General features: G+C 36.7%; 19 protein-coding genes. 18 read left to right on the forward strand and 1 reads right to left on the reverse strand.

Annotated elements, in window-relative coordinates; translation table 11 throughout:
- Window positions 1–83: 83 nt before the first annotated feature.
- The 8 genes from SJW71_RS02990 to SJW71_RS03025 all read left to right on the forward strand — a co-directional run bounded on the left by SJW71_RS02990 (window position 84) and on the right by SJW71_RS03025 (window position 8,937).
- Entirely contained in the window at window positions 84–836 is a 753-nt protein-coding gene (locus SJW71_RS02990) for a hypothetical protein (RefSeq protein WP_274794689.1), read from the forward strand.
- A gap of 244 nt (window positions 837–1,080) precedes the next feature.
- Window positions 1,081–2,160, forward strand: coding sequence for a D-alanine--D-alanine ligase (locus tag SJW71_RS02995; RefSeq protein WP_274794688.1), 1,080 nt, complete (start codon window positions 1,081–1,083; stop codon window positions 2,158–2,160).
- An 11-nt stretch (window positions 2,161–2,171) separates the two neighbouring features.
- Complete coding sequence (locus SJW71_RS03000; protein WP_431811734.1) at window positions 2,172–3,539, forward strand: UDP-N-acetylmuramoyl-tripeptide--D-alanyl-D-alanine ligase; 1,368 nt, start codon at window positions 2,172–2,174, stop codon at window positions 3,537–3,539.
- A gap of 73 nt (window positions 3,540–3,612) precedes the next feature.
- On the forward strand, window positions 3,613–4,305 hold the full coding sequence (locus SJW71_RS03005) for an alpha/beta hydrolase (RefSeq protein WP_274797387.1): 693 nt from the start codon (window positions 3,613–3,615) through the stop codon (window positions 4,303–4,305).
- A gap of 353 nt (window positions 4,306–4,658) precedes the next feature.
- Entirely contained in the window at window positions 4,659–6,173 is a 1,515-nt protein-coding gene (locus tag SJW71_RS03010) for a DEAD/DEAH box helicase (protein WP_274794686.1), read from the forward strand.
- A 132-nt stretch (window positions 6,174–6,305) separates the two neighbouring features.
- On the forward strand, window positions 6,306–6,785 hold the full coding sequence (locus SJW71_RS03015) for a PH domain-containing protein (protein WP_274794685.1): 480 nt from the start codon (window positions 6,306–6,308) through the stop codon (window positions 6,783–6,785).
- On the forward strand, window positions 6,778–8,253 hold the full coding sequence (locus SJW71_RS03020; protein WP_322610599.1) for a PH domain-containing protein: 1,476 nt from the start codon (window positions 6,778–6,780) through the stop codon (window positions 8,251–8,253). The genes SJW71_RS03015 and SJW71_RS03020 overlap by 8 nt, the downstream gene beginning before the upstream one ends.
- Window positions 8,254–8,361: 108 nt before the next feature.
- On the forward strand, window positions 8,362–8,937 hold the full coding sequence (locus SJW71_RS03025) for a GNAT family N-acetyltransferase (protein WP_431811735.1): 576 nt from the start codon (window positions 8,362–8,364) through the stop codon (window positions 8,935–8,937).
- 56 nt (window positions 8,938–8,993) lie between these two features.
- Here the strand turns inward: SJW71_RS03025 and SJW71_RS03030 are convergent, their stop codons facing one another.
- Complete coding sequence (locus SJW71_RS03030; RefSeq protein WP_274794683.1) at window positions 8,994–9,617, reverse strand: rhomboid family intramembrane serine protease; 624 nt, start codon at window positions 9,615–9,617, stop codon at window positions 8,994–8,996.
- A gap of 64 nt (window positions 9,618–9,681) precedes the next feature.
- On the opposite strand from SJW71_RS03030, the gene acpS reads away from it, so the two are divergent.
- The 10 genes from acpS (at window position 9,682) to sigB (ending at window position 16,997) form a co-directional block, all read left to right on the forward strand.
- Complete coding sequence (gene acpS, locus SJW71_RS03035) at window positions 9,682–10,035, forward strand: holo-ACP synthase (RefSeq protein WP_274794682.1); 354 nt, start codon at window positions 9,682–9,684, stop codon at window positions 10,033–10,035.
- 124 nt (window positions 10,036–10,159) lie between these two features.
- Window positions 10,160–11,218, forward strand: a complete 1,059-nt coding sequence (locus SJW71_RS03040) for a LolA family protein (RefSeq protein ID WP_431811736.1) — start codon at window positions 10,160–10,162, stop codon at window positions 11,216–11,218.
- Between the two features lie 198 nt (window positions 11,219–11,416).
- Complete coding sequence (alr, locus tag SJW71_RS03045; protein ID WP_431811737.1) at window positions 11,417–12,538, forward strand: alanine racemase; 1,122 nt, start codon at window positions 11,417–11,419, stop codon at window positions 12,536–12,538.
- Window positions 12,539–12,871: 333 nt separating this feature from the next.
- The gene (locus tag SJW71_RS03050; protein WP_004232053.1) at window positions 12,872–13,135 is read left to right on the forward strand and encodes a hypothetical protein; all 264 of its coding nucleotides are present in this window, start codon (window positions 12,872–12,874) and stop codon (window positions 13,133–13,135) included.
- A gap of 4 nt (window positions 13,136–13,139) precedes the next feature.
- The gene (locus SJW71_RS03055; RefSeq protein WP_004232054.1) at window positions 13,140–13,490 is read left to right on the forward strand and encodes a type II toxin-antitoxin system PemK/MazF family toxin; all 351 of its coding nucleotides are present in this window, start codon (window positions 13,140–13,142) and stop codon (window positions 13,488–13,490) included.
- A 468-nt stretch (window positions 13,491–13,958) separates the two neighbouring features.
- On the forward strand, window positions 13,959–14,360 hold the full coding sequence (locus tag SJW71_RS03060) for an anti-sigma regulatory factor (RefSeq protein ID WP_274794678.1): 402 nt from the start codon (window positions 13,959–13,961) through the stop codon (window positions 14,358–14,360).
- Between the two features lie 57 nt (window positions 14,361–14,417).
- Entirely contained in the window at window positions 14,418–15,368 is a 951-nt protein-coding gene (locus SJW71_RS03065; RefSeq protein ID WP_274797385.1) for a PP2C family protein-serine/threonine phosphatase, read from the forward strand.
- 63 nt (window positions 15,369–15,431) lie between these two features.
- Window positions 15,432–15,764 carry an STAS domain-containing protein gene (locus SJW71_RS03070; protein ID WP_004232057.1) on the forward strand — a complete coding sequence of 111 codons (333 nt, stop codon included), beginning with the start codon at window positions 15,432–15,434 and terminating at the stop codon, window positions 15,762–15,764.
- A complete protein-coding gene (gene rsbW, locus SJW71_RS03075) occupies window positions 15,764–16,234 on the forward strand; it encodes an anti-sigma B factor RsbW (protein WP_274794677.1) in 471 nt (156 codons plus the stop codon). Before SJW71_RS03070 ends, rsbW begins: the two co-directional genes overlap by 1 nt.
- Window positions 16,212–16,997 carry an RNA polymerase sigma factor SigB gene (gene sigB, locus SJW71_RS03080; protein WP_274794676.1) on the forward strand — a complete coding sequence of 262 codons (786 nt, stop codon included), beginning with the start codon at window positions 16,212–16,214 and terminating at the stop codon, window positions 16,995–16,997. The genes rsbW and sigB overlap by 23 nt, the downstream gene beginning before the upstream one ends.
- The last annotated feature ends 64 nt before the right edge of the window (window positions 16,998–17,061 follow it).

Here is a 17,061-nt window from a genome sequence, read left to right on the forward strand (position 1 = left end):
GCGTATATAGTTGTGACGACAATTAACATAAAATGTTTCAAAAAAATGATGTTTAGTCTTATAATGTATTGAAGAATGGGGTGATGGTTGTGGCTAAAAAATTAAAGTCAGCTGATGATTTTATGTATCATATTTATGTTCACATGAACGATGTCGATAAATTTGTCATTTTTAGCGGGTTAAAATTCTCGCAATTTGTGGCTGCGCTTGAACCACTGCATCACTTACTGTTATTAAAACATTCCTATGAAGACGGTTCTTTTAATATGCATACACAGTTTGAGTATGTACTGGAAGAAGAGGTTCCTCGTTTTGTGAAAAAATCAGCAGAATCGAAGGAATTGTGTTGGGTTGATTTTATGGACGAAAAGAGGCTAGATCATCTAACACCGATGGAACAAGGAGAACTGCTCTACATAAGTCATAAAAAAGAACCGATTACGTCTGCATTTTTTAACAAATTACAAAATAGATTCGTTTATTATTCTTCAGATTTAGAAAAAATGACTAAAATCTATTTCCGGCACTTAAGTGATTCGGATTTACTAGTTGCAAATGTTTTTAATAGTTTAATTCGTGAAAAGGAGCGGAGTACTGGTTTTTGGCGTCGAAAGGTCAAATCGAGTATTCCATCCATATCGCCCGACTTTTTACGTTCTTATCGATCCTTTGCTAAAGATGGAGCGTTATTATCTTTGTATAGGATTGAAAAACCAAAAGCAGCTTACGGGATAGAAGTTCGTAACCTATCAGAATATTCCTTTCCCGATGAAGTTTGGGATGACTTAAATACCATATTGAAAACGGAGCATGATGAATTGATTTATATTATTTAATCTTCATAATAAAGGCAGATGTTTTTATATCTGAATCAAATGAAGATAAACTGTTGGCAGATGTGATAGATTTTGAAGTGTGGATCTAGACAGGACAAAATCCAGACGCAATGAGGCCAAGGTATAAACGTTGAAAAGTACACTCAAATCTCACCGTCAAAATTACGGTGAGATTTTTATGTCATTTGTCAAGACGTTTCATGATAAACTAATAGTACTCAAGAAGTATGTGGAGGGCACAAAAATGAAAAAAAGAATCGGTTTATTATACGGCGGAAAGTCAGCGGAGCATGAGGTGTCCTTATCGACAGCTCGTGCAGTTACAGGAGCTTTGAATTTCGAGGAGTATGAAGTATATCCGATTTTCATTACATCTGATGGGGAATGGCGACGTGGTGAACGTTTAGAAAAACCTGTTAGTACAATTGAAGAATTACAATTTGGTGATGAAACCACAATTTTAGAGAATAATATTACTGATTTTTTAATTGATAAGCATGGCAAGATGGTGCAGTTTGATGTTATTTTCCCATTACTACACGGTACAAATGGTGAAGATGGAACGGTGCAAGGTTTACTTGAGGTTCTAAATCTACCGTATGTAGGGAATGGTGTTTTAGCATCTTCTGCTGGTATGGATAAAGTGGTAATGAAGCAATTATTTGAAATTGCTGGGTTACCGCAGGTGCCCTATACGTATTTTATTCGTAGCGAATGGAAGAATGAGCAACAGGTAATTATTGAACGCTGTGAAGAAAAATTAAATTGGCCGATGTTTGTAAAGCCAGCAAACTTAGGATCAAGTGTTGGAATTAGCAAAGCAATAAACCGTGAAGAATTAGTAAAAGCAATTGACGTTGCCTTACAATATGATCGTAAAATTGTAGTTGAGCAAGGAATCACTGCTCGAGAGGTTGAATTAGCCGTGTTAGGAAATGATTATCCTGAAGTTTCTGTTCCAGGTGAGATTAAACCAGTTACTGAATTTTATGATTATGATTCGAAATATAAGGACGGCTCCACAGCATTAATTATTCCTGCTGAGCTTCCGATGGAAACAGTATCTAGCTTAAAGGAACTGGCGAAACGTGCATTTAAAGCAATAGATGGTAGTGGATTAGTTCGTGCTGACTTTTTTGTAACAGCAGATAATAGCATTTTTATCAATGAAGTAAATACAATGCCAGGTTTTACACCTGTCAGTATGTATCCTTTATTATGGCAACATACAAATGTGAGTTATCCAGAGCTGATTGATCGTCTAATTACCTTAGCGATTGAACGTTTTGAAGAAAAACAACAGCTTCACTATAAAAAAGACTGAGTGGGATTATTGTGAAAAAAACATTAAAACAATTAGCTGCATGGTTAAATGAGGATGTGTCAGTTTTTGGTGACACAGTTGTATCAGGTATATCCATTGATACAAGAACAATTCAACAGGGCGATTTATTTGTACCATTCCGTGGAGAGCATTCAAATGGGCATCAGTTTGTGAATCAAGCATTTGAGAAAGGTGCTGGAGCTTCTCTATGGCAAAAAGACGAGCCAAATCCACCAGAAGGGGTCCCTTTATTATTTGTGGATGACCCAGAGTTAGCTTTGCAGGAAATGGCACGTGCGTATCGTAACGAACATAAAGCAACATTTATAGGCATAACAGGGTCAAATGGTAAAACATCAACAAAGGATATTTTAGCAGGGACACTTGCTCCATTTTTTAAAGTACAAAAGACTATTGGGAACTTTAATAATCAATTAGGTTTACCAATTACAGTTTTACAGCTCGATGAAGATACTGATGTAGCTGTCCTTGAAATGGGTATGAGTGGTTTTGGGGAAATTGAATTTTTATCTAAGCTTGCTCGTCCTCATATGACAGTTATAACAAATATCGGTGAAGCCCATATGCAAGATTTAGGATCACGAGCAGGTATTGCGAAAGCGAAGTTTGAAATTATTCAAGGAATGCAGCAAGATGGCCTTTTATTCTATGATGGAGACGAACCACTGTTACAGGAGTTAGTAGCTAAGGAGTCACACTTACAGTCAGTGCCATTTGGATTAGACCAAAGTAATCTTTTATATGCTGAGAATATTCATGCCAATGCAGATGGAAGTAACTTCACAACGCACGGTATAATTGAGGGTGATTTCTTTATTTCAGTTCTTGGCAAGCATCAAGTGAAAAATACACTAGTGGCGATGCTAATTTCTCATAAGCTTGGTTTAAGCAATGAACAAATTCGTACATCCTTAGAGCATGTAGTGTTAACAGACATGAGAATGCAACAAGTACAGGGATCGAATGGTGCTCTCTTTATAAACGATGCCTATAATGCAGCTCCAACCTCGGTGAAAGCCGCTATTCAATTTATGGCTACTTCAACTATTCGTCCTGAAAAATGGCTTGTATTAGGAGACATGTTAGAGCTAGGGCCAAATGAACAAAGTTTTCATGAAGAACTAGCGGAGCATATAAATGAGCAGGAAATAGATTATATCTGTTTATTTGGTCCTCGTATGGCACATCTTTATAAAGTATTAAAAGAGCGCTTTGATGCACAACGGTTACTGTATGTAGAAGATGATTATTCGGCTATTATTGAAAAGCTAAAGCAAGCAAATGAATCCTCTATCGTTTTACTGAAAGGCTCACGTGGTATGAAATTGGAGACAGTTTTAAAAGCATTTGCATTATAGTATTAATGAATCGGTGGGATCAAACCCACCGATTTATTCATATAGTTTATCTTTGTTAAACGAGGTGAGGATGTTGTCAGTAGGTGTACTAAGTATACATGGTTTTTCAGGTGGTCCTTATGAGGTGGAGCCATTCACAGCATACTTACGGGCACATACAGATTGGTTAGTTGAAGAGCCTACATTATCAGGCCATGGAGAAGAATTACATATGAGTGGGTTTACTGCAAGGCATTGGTTAATGGATGCTGAACTCGCCTTCCGGTCATTAGCAAAAAAAGTTGATGAGGTCATAATTGTTGGTTTTTCGATGGGAGGGATTATCGCGTTATATTTGGCCAAGCGCTATAGAGTAAAAAAGCTCGTATTGCTGAGTGCCGCTGCTAAATATGTAAGCCCTAAACAATTGGTAAAGGATTTCAAAATGTTAGCTTCTGAAGCCTATCATCATAATTTAACGAATAATGAACTTTTTTTACGCTATCAACATAAGTTTAACAATGTACCATTAGCGTCAACAATAGAATTTATGAAATTGGTTAAAATGGTGGAACCTTATTATCAGCATATTCAAATTCCAGTTTATATCGTGCAAGGGAAAATGGATGGAATAGTACCCTACCAGACGGCACAATTTCTCTTTGATGAATTATCCTCTAAAGAAAAAAACTTGTATTTTTCTGATAAAGGTAAGCATCATATATGTTTTGAGGAAGATTGTTCTGAATGGTTTCCTCAAGTTTTAATGTTTTTAAAGGGTGAGTAAAGTAGTCAGATTATTACGACTCATGCGTTATCGTTGCATACGATTTAAAGCCATGTTAGACTAGTGTAAGCAATGGATACATTTTGTGCGAAGACTCTTCATATTTGGTTGAAGAGTACTTTTTTTTGAAACATAACGGTTTTATTCTAAAGTGAATAATTACGACAGAATCGAACCGCTCGGTAAAGACCGGGCTTTCCTTTTCATATAAGAGAGCTCTATATGAACTATCATGTAGAGAAAATTTTTAAGTAACGGAAACGTTCCACTACACAGGCTCGAATTTGCCGACAACTTCATCTGAAAATGTAACCATTTGTCAACTTAAAAGGAAAAAAAGGAGATTGAGAAGTTTGACAAATTTTTCAGAATTAAATATTAGCGAATCTACATTACGCTCAGTAAAGCGTATGGGATTTGAAGAAGCAACACCAATCCAAGAAGGTACTATTCGTTTTGCGATTGAAGGCCGTGACGTATTAGGTCAAGCACAAACTGGTACTGGTAAAACTGCCGCTTTCGGGATTCCACTAATTGAAAAAATCGATCCAAAAAACCCTAATATTCAAGCGTTAGTCATCGCACCAACTCGTGAGTTAGCTATTCAAGTTTCTGAAGAGCTATATAAAATTGGTTATGACAAACGCGTAAAATTATTATCAGTTTACGGAGGTCAAGAAATTGGCCGTCAAATTCGTGCACTGAAAAATAGACCTCAAATCATTGTTGGTACGCCAGGACGTATTATTGATCATATTAATCGTCGTACGTTAAAATTAGAAGATGTTCAAACATTAGTATTAGATGAAGCAGATGAAATGTTAAACATGGGCTTTATCGATGATATTAATTCGATCTTAGAAAACGTGCCTGCTGAGCGTCAAACATTATTGTTCTCAGCAACAATGCCACCAGCAATCCGTAAAATTGCAGAAACATTTATGCGCGATCCAGAAATTGTGAAAATTAAAGCGAAAGAATTGACTGTAGACAATATTGATCAATATTTTGTTAAGTCAGCTGAACGTGAAAAGTTCGATATTTTATCTCGTCTTTTAAATGTTCACCAGCCAGAGCTTGCGATTATTTTTGGTCGTACAAAACGTCGTGTAGATGAGCTTGCACAGGCCCTATCAATTCGTGGATATTTAGCTGAAGGTATTCATGGTGATTTAAGTCAGGCGAAGCGTATCTCTGTATTACGTCAATTTAAAGAAAATAAAATTGATATTCTTGTTGCGACAGATGTAGCAGCTCGTGGACTTGATATTTCTGGTGTAACACATGTTTACAACTTTGATATCCCTCAAGATCCAGAATCTTATGTTCACCGAATCGGACGTACTGGCCGTGCGGGTAAATCAGGTCTTGCTGTAACATTTGTTACTCCACGTGAAATGGGTTACTTACGTATTGTAGAAGAAACAACGAAAAAACGTATGACACCACTTCGTCCACCAACATCTGATGAAGCATTAGAAGGTCAACAACGTTTAGCTGTAGAAACACTTGAAGGTCTTATTGCTAATAATAATTTAGGTGATTACCGCACATTTGCAGCGGAATTACTTGAAAATCATGAAGCAATTGATGTTGTGGCAGCTGCTCTTCGCTCGTTAACGAAAGAGCCAGATGATACACCGGTAACAATCACAGAAGAACGTCCATTACCAATGCGACGTGAACGTTCTAGCAATAATCGTGGTGGTGGTGACCGTGGCCGCAGTAACCGTAGCTATGGCGGACGTCGTGACAATGCTCGCAGTGGAGATCGCCGCAATAGCCGTCGCGAAGGTGGTCGCCGTGAAGGCGGACGTCGTGAAGGTGGACAAGGTCGTTCTCGTTCTCCACGCCGTCACGAAGACTAATCTTAATCAAATATACGTAATCTTTATGTTAAACCTTACAGTCTTATTGGCTGTAAGGTTTTTTTCGGCTATAGTTGAAACAAAAAGGCAACTAAATCCGTATACCTAATGAAGAAAGCGAGGGGAACGATTATGAGATCACAACCGATTCATCAAATATCCAGAAAAGGGCTAACTGTGTGGCGTTTATATGGAGTCATACAAACATTGGTGCTATTCATTATAGCGGGGCTAGTAAGCTACGGTACTTATTATTTTGATTGGCCATCATTTATTTATTTCGTTGCTGGTGCAGTAGTAATACTAAGCGCCATATTATCCATATTTTTATTCCCAAAAATAAGATGGGAACGATGGCGTTATGAGGTCCGAGAACATGAAATTGAAGTACAACATGGTTTATTTGTAGTGAAACGGACTTTAATCCCAATGGTTCGGGTTCAACATGTTGATACGACACAAGGGCCGATTTTAAAAAAATACGACTTAGGTAATATTTCTATCTCAACAGCAGCAACTGTACATACGATTCCAGCACTTGTAATGGGTGAAGCAGATTTACTTCGTGCTCGTATCTCTGATTTAGCAAGGGTGGCTGAAGATGATGTCTAAGGAGATTAATCGTTTACATCCAATATCTGCTGTGATTACGAGCGTCAAAGCATTAAAAAGTATGATATTACCAATTGTGATTATTATCGTAAGTAACGGCTTTAATTTTTCTTTAAACTTCCGTAGTGACCATTTTTTTGATACGATTTTACTTTTCGGAGTGTGGGGAGTCGCGGCCCTTCTTGCGCTCATTGGGGGAATTATAAAATGGCGGACATTTGTTTACTGGTTTGAAGACGGGGAGTTACGTGTAACATATGGGTTATTTGTTAAAAAGAAGCGTTATATTCCATTTGAACGCATTCAAAGCTTAAATTACAACGAGGGTATTTTTCATCGTCTTTTTGGTTTAGTGAAAGTTCAAGTAGAAACGGCTGGTAGTAAGGGAGGTAAACCTGAGGTCGAGCTAACAGCCATTCGCAAAGCCGCAGCAGATGTTATTGAATTAGAAATGCGTCGCGCTAAAAATGAAACAGTTCTACAACGGGATGATCAAGAGCAAGTACAGATCATGGAGGAAGCTAGATCAACTCCAACGATTTACCATATGTCCATGCGTGATTTACTCGTATTAGCAACAACATCTGGTGGAATTGGCGTGGTACTGTCAGGTCTTGCAGCTGTTGCCTCACAGTTTTCCGATATTATACCGTATGAAACAGTTTTTCATGAGTTAGCTGACTTTGTGAAAGTCGGTGCATTTTTAATAGCGTTAACGGTAATGTTGGTTTTAATTGTAGCTTGGGTTGTATCGGTGGTCATAACATTGATTAACTATTATGATTACACGGTTCGTATTGAAGATAATAAACTGATTATCACAAAAGGTCTTTTAGAGAAAAAGCGTATAACGCTGCCATTGAATCGAATTCAAGCCATTCGTATTGTTGAAAATCCATTACGTCAATTAACAGGATTTGCTACGGTGGTTGTAGAAAGTGCTGGAGGTAACGGTGAAGATGGAAATGATAAAAAAATTACGTTGTTTCCACTTATTAAGAAGCATGATTGTTTGCAAACATTAGATCAGCTTTTCCCAGATATGGATTGGAATCCAACATTTATTCGATCACCAAAAAATGCGAGACCATTCTTTTATCGTATTGATTTTATTTGGTTAGTCCCTGTTATAGGTGCATGTAGTTATTTCTTTTATCCATATGGACTATTGTCGTTGCTATTAATCCCATTAACGATACTACTTGGTATATGGCAACATAAAACAGCGGGTTTCCAAATTAATGGAAAACAACTAGCTATGCAGTATCGAGTATTTAGTCGAATTACATTGATCATGGAGAAAAAACGAATACAGTCTATTGAAAGTACACAATCGTTCTTTCAAAAACGAAAGAATGTTATGTCTATTAAAGCAACAGTAATGTCAGGGGCAACAGGTACAAAAGGAAGTGTATCAAGCCTTGAGCAACAAGATGCGGAAAAGATCTTAACGTGGTATGAACATTAATTAACAAAAAGCCAATTCTTACAATTTTATGGTAGGATTGGCTTTTTTAGATACAAAAAACTATTTCTGCGTTTATAATAAAATAAATAAAACAAAAGGGGTGGGACTTTGTTTAAATATGTTATTAATGAAAGTGCTTATCTGAAGCTATTGGATTTAAGTGATGTAGAAGAATTATTTGCCTTAACTGACCGTTCAAGGGATACATTACGTGAATGGTTACCTTTTGTAGATGATGTCAAAACAGTAACAGATACCGAGCGATTTGTAAAAAGGGCTATGCAACAATATGCTGATCACAATGGTATACAGGCGGGGATATACTATGATGGAAAGTTAGCGGGTGTGATAGGGTATCATCAAATCAACTGGCAGCATAAATGGACAAGCATTGGCTACTGGTTAGGGAATGAATTTGTGGGTAAGGGACTTGTAACGAATTCCATGAAAGCATTGATTGATTATGCTTTTTACTATTTAAAGTTAAATCGTATTGAGGTACGTGTAGCTGTAGGAAATATTCGTAGTCGTACAATTCCAAAGGTGCTAGGCTTCCATGAGGAAGGGCGCCTAAGGGATGCGGAATGGCTTTATGATCATCATGTGGATCAAGTAGTTTATGGTATAACAGCAGCGGAATGGAAAAAAATAAAGATGGCAAATGAAGCTACAGTAGTTTTGTAGCTGAAGTTATGTAACAAAAAAGGAGCTGCCTGTTATGAGCTGCTCCTTTTTAGATGTTATGGTCTACCCGCCATTTTCTGTTTACGCCAGCTTAAGATTCTTTTCGGATGTAAATAGACAAGTCCTAGAATGAACCCTGTTACTAAACCGCCTAAATGTGCATAGACATTCACATTTGGTTGAAGAAAAGTCATAATGACACTGATGACGATGATTGGTAAAATGAGCTTACGAAGCATTGGCATTGTACGACGCGTATAGTAAACCAATGCCCCAAAAGCACCAAAAATACCAAAAATAGCCCCACTTGCACCAAGACTCGTATAACTACTATCATAGAATACATAGGTTGCCATGTTGCCTACAATGCCTGAAACTAAATAAATTGTAATGAAGCGTGCTTTGCCTGCGATTTTTTCTAGCTCTGGTCCAAAGAGATATAATGAAAACATATTAAAAAACGTATGCATAAATCCTGCATGTAAAAACATTGCAGAAAATACACGCCACCATTCACCACTTTGAATCAGGAAATTTGCTTGGATTCCGAAATTCCACAAAAGTGTTCCTATGCCGGGTAAAAGAGACAATACATAGAGAATTAGATTAATTGCTATTAACGTTGAAACAATAGGGTAATACTTTGTGTATTGCTTAAAATTTTCTGTTCTACTAAACATGGCTCCACCTCAATTTACATTTATTATACATGCCTTGTTGGAAATTGGTAAAGGAGAAGGTCATATGATTAAGGGAATTGGTCTCGACATTGTAGAAATAGACCGTATTGCAAAAGCGATGAAACGTACAAATAAATTTAAAGACCGTATTCTAACCGATAAGGAAAAAAGTTTATTTGAAGCCTATTCAGAAACTCGTAAAATAGAATTTTTGGCAGGACGATTTGCTGCTAAAGAAGCATTTTCGAAAGCGGTGGGAACTGGCCTTGGGGAACAATGTAAGCTCCATGATATGGAGATATTAAAGGGGGAGGCAGGGAATCCGATTTTATATTTTAAGGGGGAGCTTGTCAATGGATTTGTTAGTATTACACATTCCAAGCAATATGCAGCCGCTCAAGTAATCTTATTAGAATAATGTTTAACTTGTCTAAAAGGTTGGCTTAGAAATTTAAATATATTGCTCTTTCTTCAAATGACATAACTGACAAATACGGTTCATATATTGTCGTAGTGGATTTGAAAGAAGAAAGGGTGAAAGCGTGGGCAACCGTATAGTTAAATGGCTCGTCTTACTTTGTACGATATTACTTCTGTCGGCATGTGGTGCAGCCTCACAGGAAAAAGTGTTGAAGAAAGTGAATGGTAAATGGGCAGAGACTAATGGCTATGAGTTAAATGCAACGATGGAGATTAAATCTGGAGGAGAGCCAAGAAATTATGATGTTACAGTATGGCATACAAAACCAGATTTCTATCGAGTAGAGGTAATGGAAAGTGGGAAAGATGTTTCACAAATGATTGTGCGTAATGCTGATGGCGTTTTTGTTGTAACACCGACATTAAACAAAATGTATAAGTTCCAAAGCGATTGGCCGAAGAAAAATAGTCAAGCCTATTTAATTGGAGCTCTAGCAGAAGATTTAGCGGAAGATAAAAATCTTGTCATGAAAGAGGAAGAAAAAGCATATATATTTGAAGCGGCTACTAGAAACAGCTATAAGAATAGTATGCCTCATCAAGTGATTACAGTAGATAAGAAAACGCTATTGCCAACTTCTGTTGTCATTATGAATGATGTAAAAGAAGAACAAATTCGCATTAACTTTAAGAAAATTAAGCTAGGTGTACAACATGCTGCAAAAGAGTATGCAGTTGAGCAATTTACAGATAAAGATAACTCGAAAGGTGAACAAGCTACACCTACTGACAAAGAGGGGCAAGAAGAACAAGACGACAAAGAAGCTGTTGGTGCAGAGGTTGAATATCAAGAATTCCAAACACATTATCCTGTCTTAAGTTGGGCACAGTTGGCTAATGAGAAAGTTGTGCAGGAAGGTGGAATGGAAAGAGTTATCTTAACATTCGATGGTGAAAAGGCATTTACAGTTATGCAACAACCAGTTACGAAGGAAAGCGCAATGTTGCCAGTTGCATCACCTGGTGATCCTGTTGACCTAGGCTTTACAATTGGTGCTATTACAGATACATCGATTAGTTGGGAAAAAGATGGTGTTGAATTCTTTGTAGCTTCAAGCAAATTAACACGAGAAGAAATGATTGAAGTTGCTACATCCATGACGATAAGTAGTATGAAGTAGTAACTTTCTAGCTACAGCTTTCAAAAATGAAGGCTGTAGCTTATTGCCAATATGAAAGTAGTTTTCACCGTTTAGAAATTGTTAAGTCACATTGTTTAAAGTGAAAATAATAAAATAATTTCTCTTACTATTGGACAAGCTAAAAATGAAATGTATGTAATACATAATGTTTTAATTAAAAATAAAGAGGGTATTCTTATGAAGACACAGCAATATTTTCGACCAACCAAAGCAATGATAAATTTGAAAGCAATCCAACAAAACGTTAAAAATTTAAAAGAGTTTTTACAACCTAATGTTCAAATAATTGCTGTAGTAAAGGCAAATGCATACGGTCACGGAGATGTAGCTGTTGCAAGGGCAGCTCTTGAGGCTGGTGCCACAATTCTTGCGGTTGCTACGCCCGATGAGGCATTACATATTCGAGCACATTTTGAAGAACCAGACATACTAGTATTAGGAGCATCTCCAGTTTCATTTGCGCCATATGCTGCACAGCAGCGTATAATTCTTACAGTCTTTGCAGAAGATTGGATTCAGCAAGCTGCTCCTCTGTTAGCAAACGAATCACTTCCTTTACGACTACATATAAAAGTAGATAGCGGGATGGGGAGAATAGGCATTCGCTCAGAGCAAGAATTATTAGCCCTATATCAAACAATACAGTCTATAGATAACGTGGAAATTGATGGAATTTTTACACACTTTGCAACAGCAGATGAAGAAGAAACAACTTACTTTAATCAGCAAGTACAGTTATTTGAGAGATGTTTATCCGAAATGCCTTTTAAGCCTAGACTTGTTCATGCAGCCAATACAGCAGCCTCCTTTATAAAGGATTCAAACTTACAATATGACGCTGTTAGATATGGAATTTCTATGTATGGATTAGCACCTTCATCTTACGTGGAAAGCAATTTACCATTTCCATTACATCCTGCATTTGCGCTTGAAAGTGAACTTGTTCATGTGAAGCAAATCAAATCAGGTGATTCGGTTGGATATGGAGCTACATATGTTGCTCCAACAGATATGTGGATAGGAACGATTCCGATTGGCTACGCGGATGGTGTTATTCGCAAGTTGGGCGGACAAGAGGTATTAATTGATGGCCAAAGAATGCCGATTATCGGACGAATTTGTATGGACCAATGTATGGTTGCACTACCAAAAGCATATGCTATAGGTGAGAAGGTAACACTCATTGGCCAACAAGGGCAGAATGAAATTTCTGTTGATGAATGGGCAACTAAACTTGATACAATTAATTATGAAGTACCATGCATTATAACTGCAAGAGTTCCTAGAATATACTTTTAATTAATCTTCATAAGAAATAGTCTCTTATAGATAGTAATCATTCTCTTGAATAGTTTCAATGTAGTGTAAAGAGTAACGTTCCGACATAAAAAGTTGAATTTAGCAAGCAAACAAACTGGAGAACTTTGTTTCATTTCAAACTTTAAGTGACTCATATTTGGAAACGTATTGCAATGATAATTATTCAGCATATACCTTCGACAACCAACATATTTTTACAATTTGTACTTCAAATTGTCAGATATTTTGTCATTTCATGTCTTTTCAACAATATCTTTCAATGATAGAATGGGAAGTAATGAAAAGTGTATGGTTCCGTTGGAGGTGCTTGCTGTGTACGAGAAAAAGTTAAGAGAAGCTACAATTGCTGTTCAAGACAGACTATTTCTACAAACAAAGGAAGTAATTGAAGGTGAATCTTTTGTGCGTATTTTGGCGCGCAAAAATTTAATGCAGGAGCAACCAAATCAAATACGGGAAGCTATGATAAAAGGATATGTTGAAATGTCTCATATTAATTTAATGATTGCGAGTGAATGCTTGCATGCAGAATATGAAGCACAGCATATGGTGGAGCGTCTCGTTAGCGGGGGATGACACTTTGAATGTAAAACGTGGTGACGTTTTTTTTGCAGACTTATCACCGGTAATAGGTTCTGAGCAAGGAGGCACTAGACCGGTGCTGATTATTCAAAATGATATTGGCAATCGATTTAGTCCGACTGTCATCATCGCAGCTATCACTGCACAGATTCAAAAGGCAAAGTTACCGACACACGTTGAAATCAATGCTGAAAAGTATGGTTTTGAACGTGATTCGGTTATTTTGCTAGAACAAGTGCGGACAATTGATAAGTCAAGATTGACGGATCGTATTACGCAACTTGATCATGCTGTGATGGAAAAAGTAGATGGGGCGTTGATGATTAGTTTAGGTCTGGTTAAATTTTGATATACATATGTGTATAGAAGCATCGAGATAATTAAATCTCGATGCTTTTTTTGTTCGACATCCTCAGTACCTTTTTACCATAATTTCAACTTACTAATTTACTTAAATTTGCTTTTATCTCTCTACAGACATGAAAGTTAATTGTGCCTGATGGTTCATTTTCAGAACAATAGAACTGCTAAGGTTAAAAAATACTCCAGCTAAAGGTACGAATTTTGTAGTAGGACTTTTCAATCAAGCTCGAAAAAATCCGGAAGTAATAGCGCTAAGGTGTAATTGATAAATAATACAAAAAGTTTTAAGATATATTCAAGATTTGTAATAAAAATAGATTTTTGAAAAAATTCTTAAAAGGTATATGAAATTTTACATAGAATATTCCATTCTATAGAGGTTATTAAATTTATATGAAGTCAGGTCGAACTAAAGTGTAAGAGTATTACTCCGTAAGGAAATGGAGGGACAGCAGTGACATGTAAGTCTTCGGTTGAAATTATTACAGAATGGGATATTGTTGCAGCAAGACAACTGGGGCGCAAGGAAGCAAAAGCACTTGGATTTGGCACTGTTGATCAGGCTCGCATCACCACAGCAGTAAGTGAATTAGCAAGAAATATATATTTATATGCGAGTATTGGTAGAATTGAGATTGAAAGAATTGAGACGGAAACTGAAAAGAAAATAGTGGTTATTGCAACTGATCAAGGACCAGGTATTGAAGATGTTCGAAAAGTAATGGGAGAAGGCTATTCTACTTCTGGAGGGCTAGGTGCTGGTTTACCAGGCGTTAAGCGATTGATGGACAGTTTAGATATTCAATCTGTAGTTGGGGTAGGTACAACAATAAGGGCGGAAAAATGGTTGCGTTAGGACGTGAAGAAATTGAAACAATTAGAAGCACAGTATAGAAAAATATTATCAGATTTTATTGTTAATCAAACTGAAAGAAATTTATATATCGCTCAAAATTTCACACGTCAGTTAATTCAAAAAAATATATCTCCAGAGGATGTTGTTAGTATTCACAAAAATGCTGTTGAACAAATATTCCCTAATCAAATGAATGAAACACAACCAGCCTATGATTTTCTTATTGAAGTAATGGTGCATTATGGCATGGCCCATAGAGAGCACCAAAGCTTACTGCAAAAACAAGCAGAATATGAGATGGAAATGAAAATAGCAACAAACATTCAAAATACTCAATTGAAAACACATGTACCACAGCTACAAAGTTTTGATATAGGAATGATTTCGGTTCCGATACGTAAAATGAATGGAGACTATGTCCATTTTTTTCATGACGGTGACGAATATTTAAGTGTAGCTGTAACAGATGTTGTTGGAAAGGGAGTGCCGGCGGCTTTATGTATGTCGATGGTGAAGTATGGTCTTGAAACATTGGTATATGCATATAAAGATCCCTCCTATGTTTTAGAAGTTATTAATAGGGTAATAGAAAAAGGTGTAGATGATAGTATGTTTGTTTCCATGTTTTATGGGTGCTTAGATGTACAACAAAATATCTTTGCCTACGCCTCAGCAGGTCACGAGCCAGCGTTGCATTACAGTGCTAAGGAAGATCAATTTATTTCCTTAGATGCTAAAGGTTTATTACTTGGTGTATTGCCAGAAACAACATATTCGTTTCATGAAATCGTTTTAGAAGAAAATGATTTAGTAATTATGATGACGGATGGAGTAACAGAATTTAGAGCACAGGAAAGCTTAAATTCACGAGAGGTTATTACTGCTTTAATTAAGGAGAATAAGCATTTAACAGCTCAGCAATTGTGCCAAATTCTTTATAAGGAAATAGAGAAAGTGCAGAATTTTAAACTAACTGATGATTTTACTGTAGTTATTTTAAAAAAATAGGTTTACGTTTTAATTGAACAGGGAAGAGAAAATAGTCTAACAAATATGGTGGAGGTGTGCTATATGGACGTGACAATACATTTTAAAGAAATTGATCATAAATTATTTGGTTTTGTTGAAGGTGAAATTGATACATTTACTGCTTCTGGATTACGAGAGGAATTAGAAGCTGTAAAGATAACTGAAGGGTTAGAGATTGAACTTGATTTATCAAAGGTAAATTACATGGATAGTACAGGTCTTGGGATTTTTGTTGCCTTTTATAAAAGAGCGTTACGTGAAAATGGCAAAGTAAAGCTGGTTGGTTTATCAAATAGATTACAAAGATTGTTTGAAATTACAGGACTAAGTGATTTGATGGATATCGAAACTGATAAAAAGGTGGAATTAAGATAATGAAGGAATTTGACTATATTGAAATTAGAGTTCCTGCTAAACCGCAATTTGTCAGTGTCATTCGATTAACTGTCTCGGGCTTAGCTAGTAGGATCGGTTTTAATTATGATGATATCGAAGACTTAAAAATTGCAGCAAGTGAAGCTGTAACGAATGTTGTTCACCATGCTTATAAAGAAGATGAAGAAGGCGAAATTGTCATTGGATGTGCGCTATACGACAATAAAATGGAAATGATGATTGCGGATTATGGCAATAGCTTTAATTTCGAAGAGATCAAGTCTAAGATTGGACCATATCATCCTGAAGAAAGTATTGCGGGGCTTAGAGAAGGTGGTTTAGGACTTTATTTAATGGAAACTTTGATGGATGAGGTGATGATCAATAACGATGGTGGCGTAACTGTCTTTATGACAAAGTATGTCACTAGGGAGCAGGTGGAAAAAAATGTCGAAAGAATCACTACATAAATCTTCATCCAAGGAAGATGTACTAAAGTGGATTGAATTGTACCAGTCAACGGAGGATGATGAAGCACAAACAAACTTAGTGATTCATTATCGATATCTAGTTGAATCAATAGCACGTAAATATTCGAATGGTAAATCTTACTATGATGATATTGTTCAAGTAGGGATGCTGGGTTTATTAGGTGCAATCAGACGTTTTGATCCGAATGTTGGTCGTAGTTTTGAGGCATTTGCGGTGCCAACGATAGTTGGAGAAATTAAGCGATTTTTACGTGATAAAACATGGGATGTTCACGTGCCTAGACGAATAAAAGAACTAGGACCGAGAATCAAATCAACGGTGGAGGCGCTGACAATTGAACTACAGCGCTCTCCTTCTATTAAAGATATTGCAGAACGCTTAGAGGTTGCTGAAGAAGAAGTTTTAGAAGCTATGGAAATGAGCCGTAGTTATCAAGCTCTTTCTATGGATCATTCGATAGAGTCAGATTCAGATGGTAGTACAGTCACGTTATTCGATATTTTGGGTAGAGAAGATGACGGCTACGAAATAACTGATAAACGAATGATCGTTGCTGATGCGCTAGTTGTGTTGAATGAGAGAGAAAAACAGATTATTCAGCTTACATATTTAGAGCAACTTAGTCAAAAAGAAGCTGGAGAACGATTAGGAATTTCTCAAATGCATGTATCAAGAATACAAAGAAAAGCAATAAAGAAATTACAAGAGGCTATTCTAGCGAGTGGCAGTGTTTCGCTCTAATCTATCTATCGGTTTGTTAATATGCAAAAAAATAGTCTACTCAAACAGATATGAGTAGACTATT

The organism is Lysinibacillus sp. FW12 (assembly GCF_050817245.1).
GTDB classification, from domain to species: domain Bacteria; phylum Bacillota; class Bacilli; order Bacillales_A; family Planococcaceae; genus Lysinibacillus; species Lysinibacillus irui.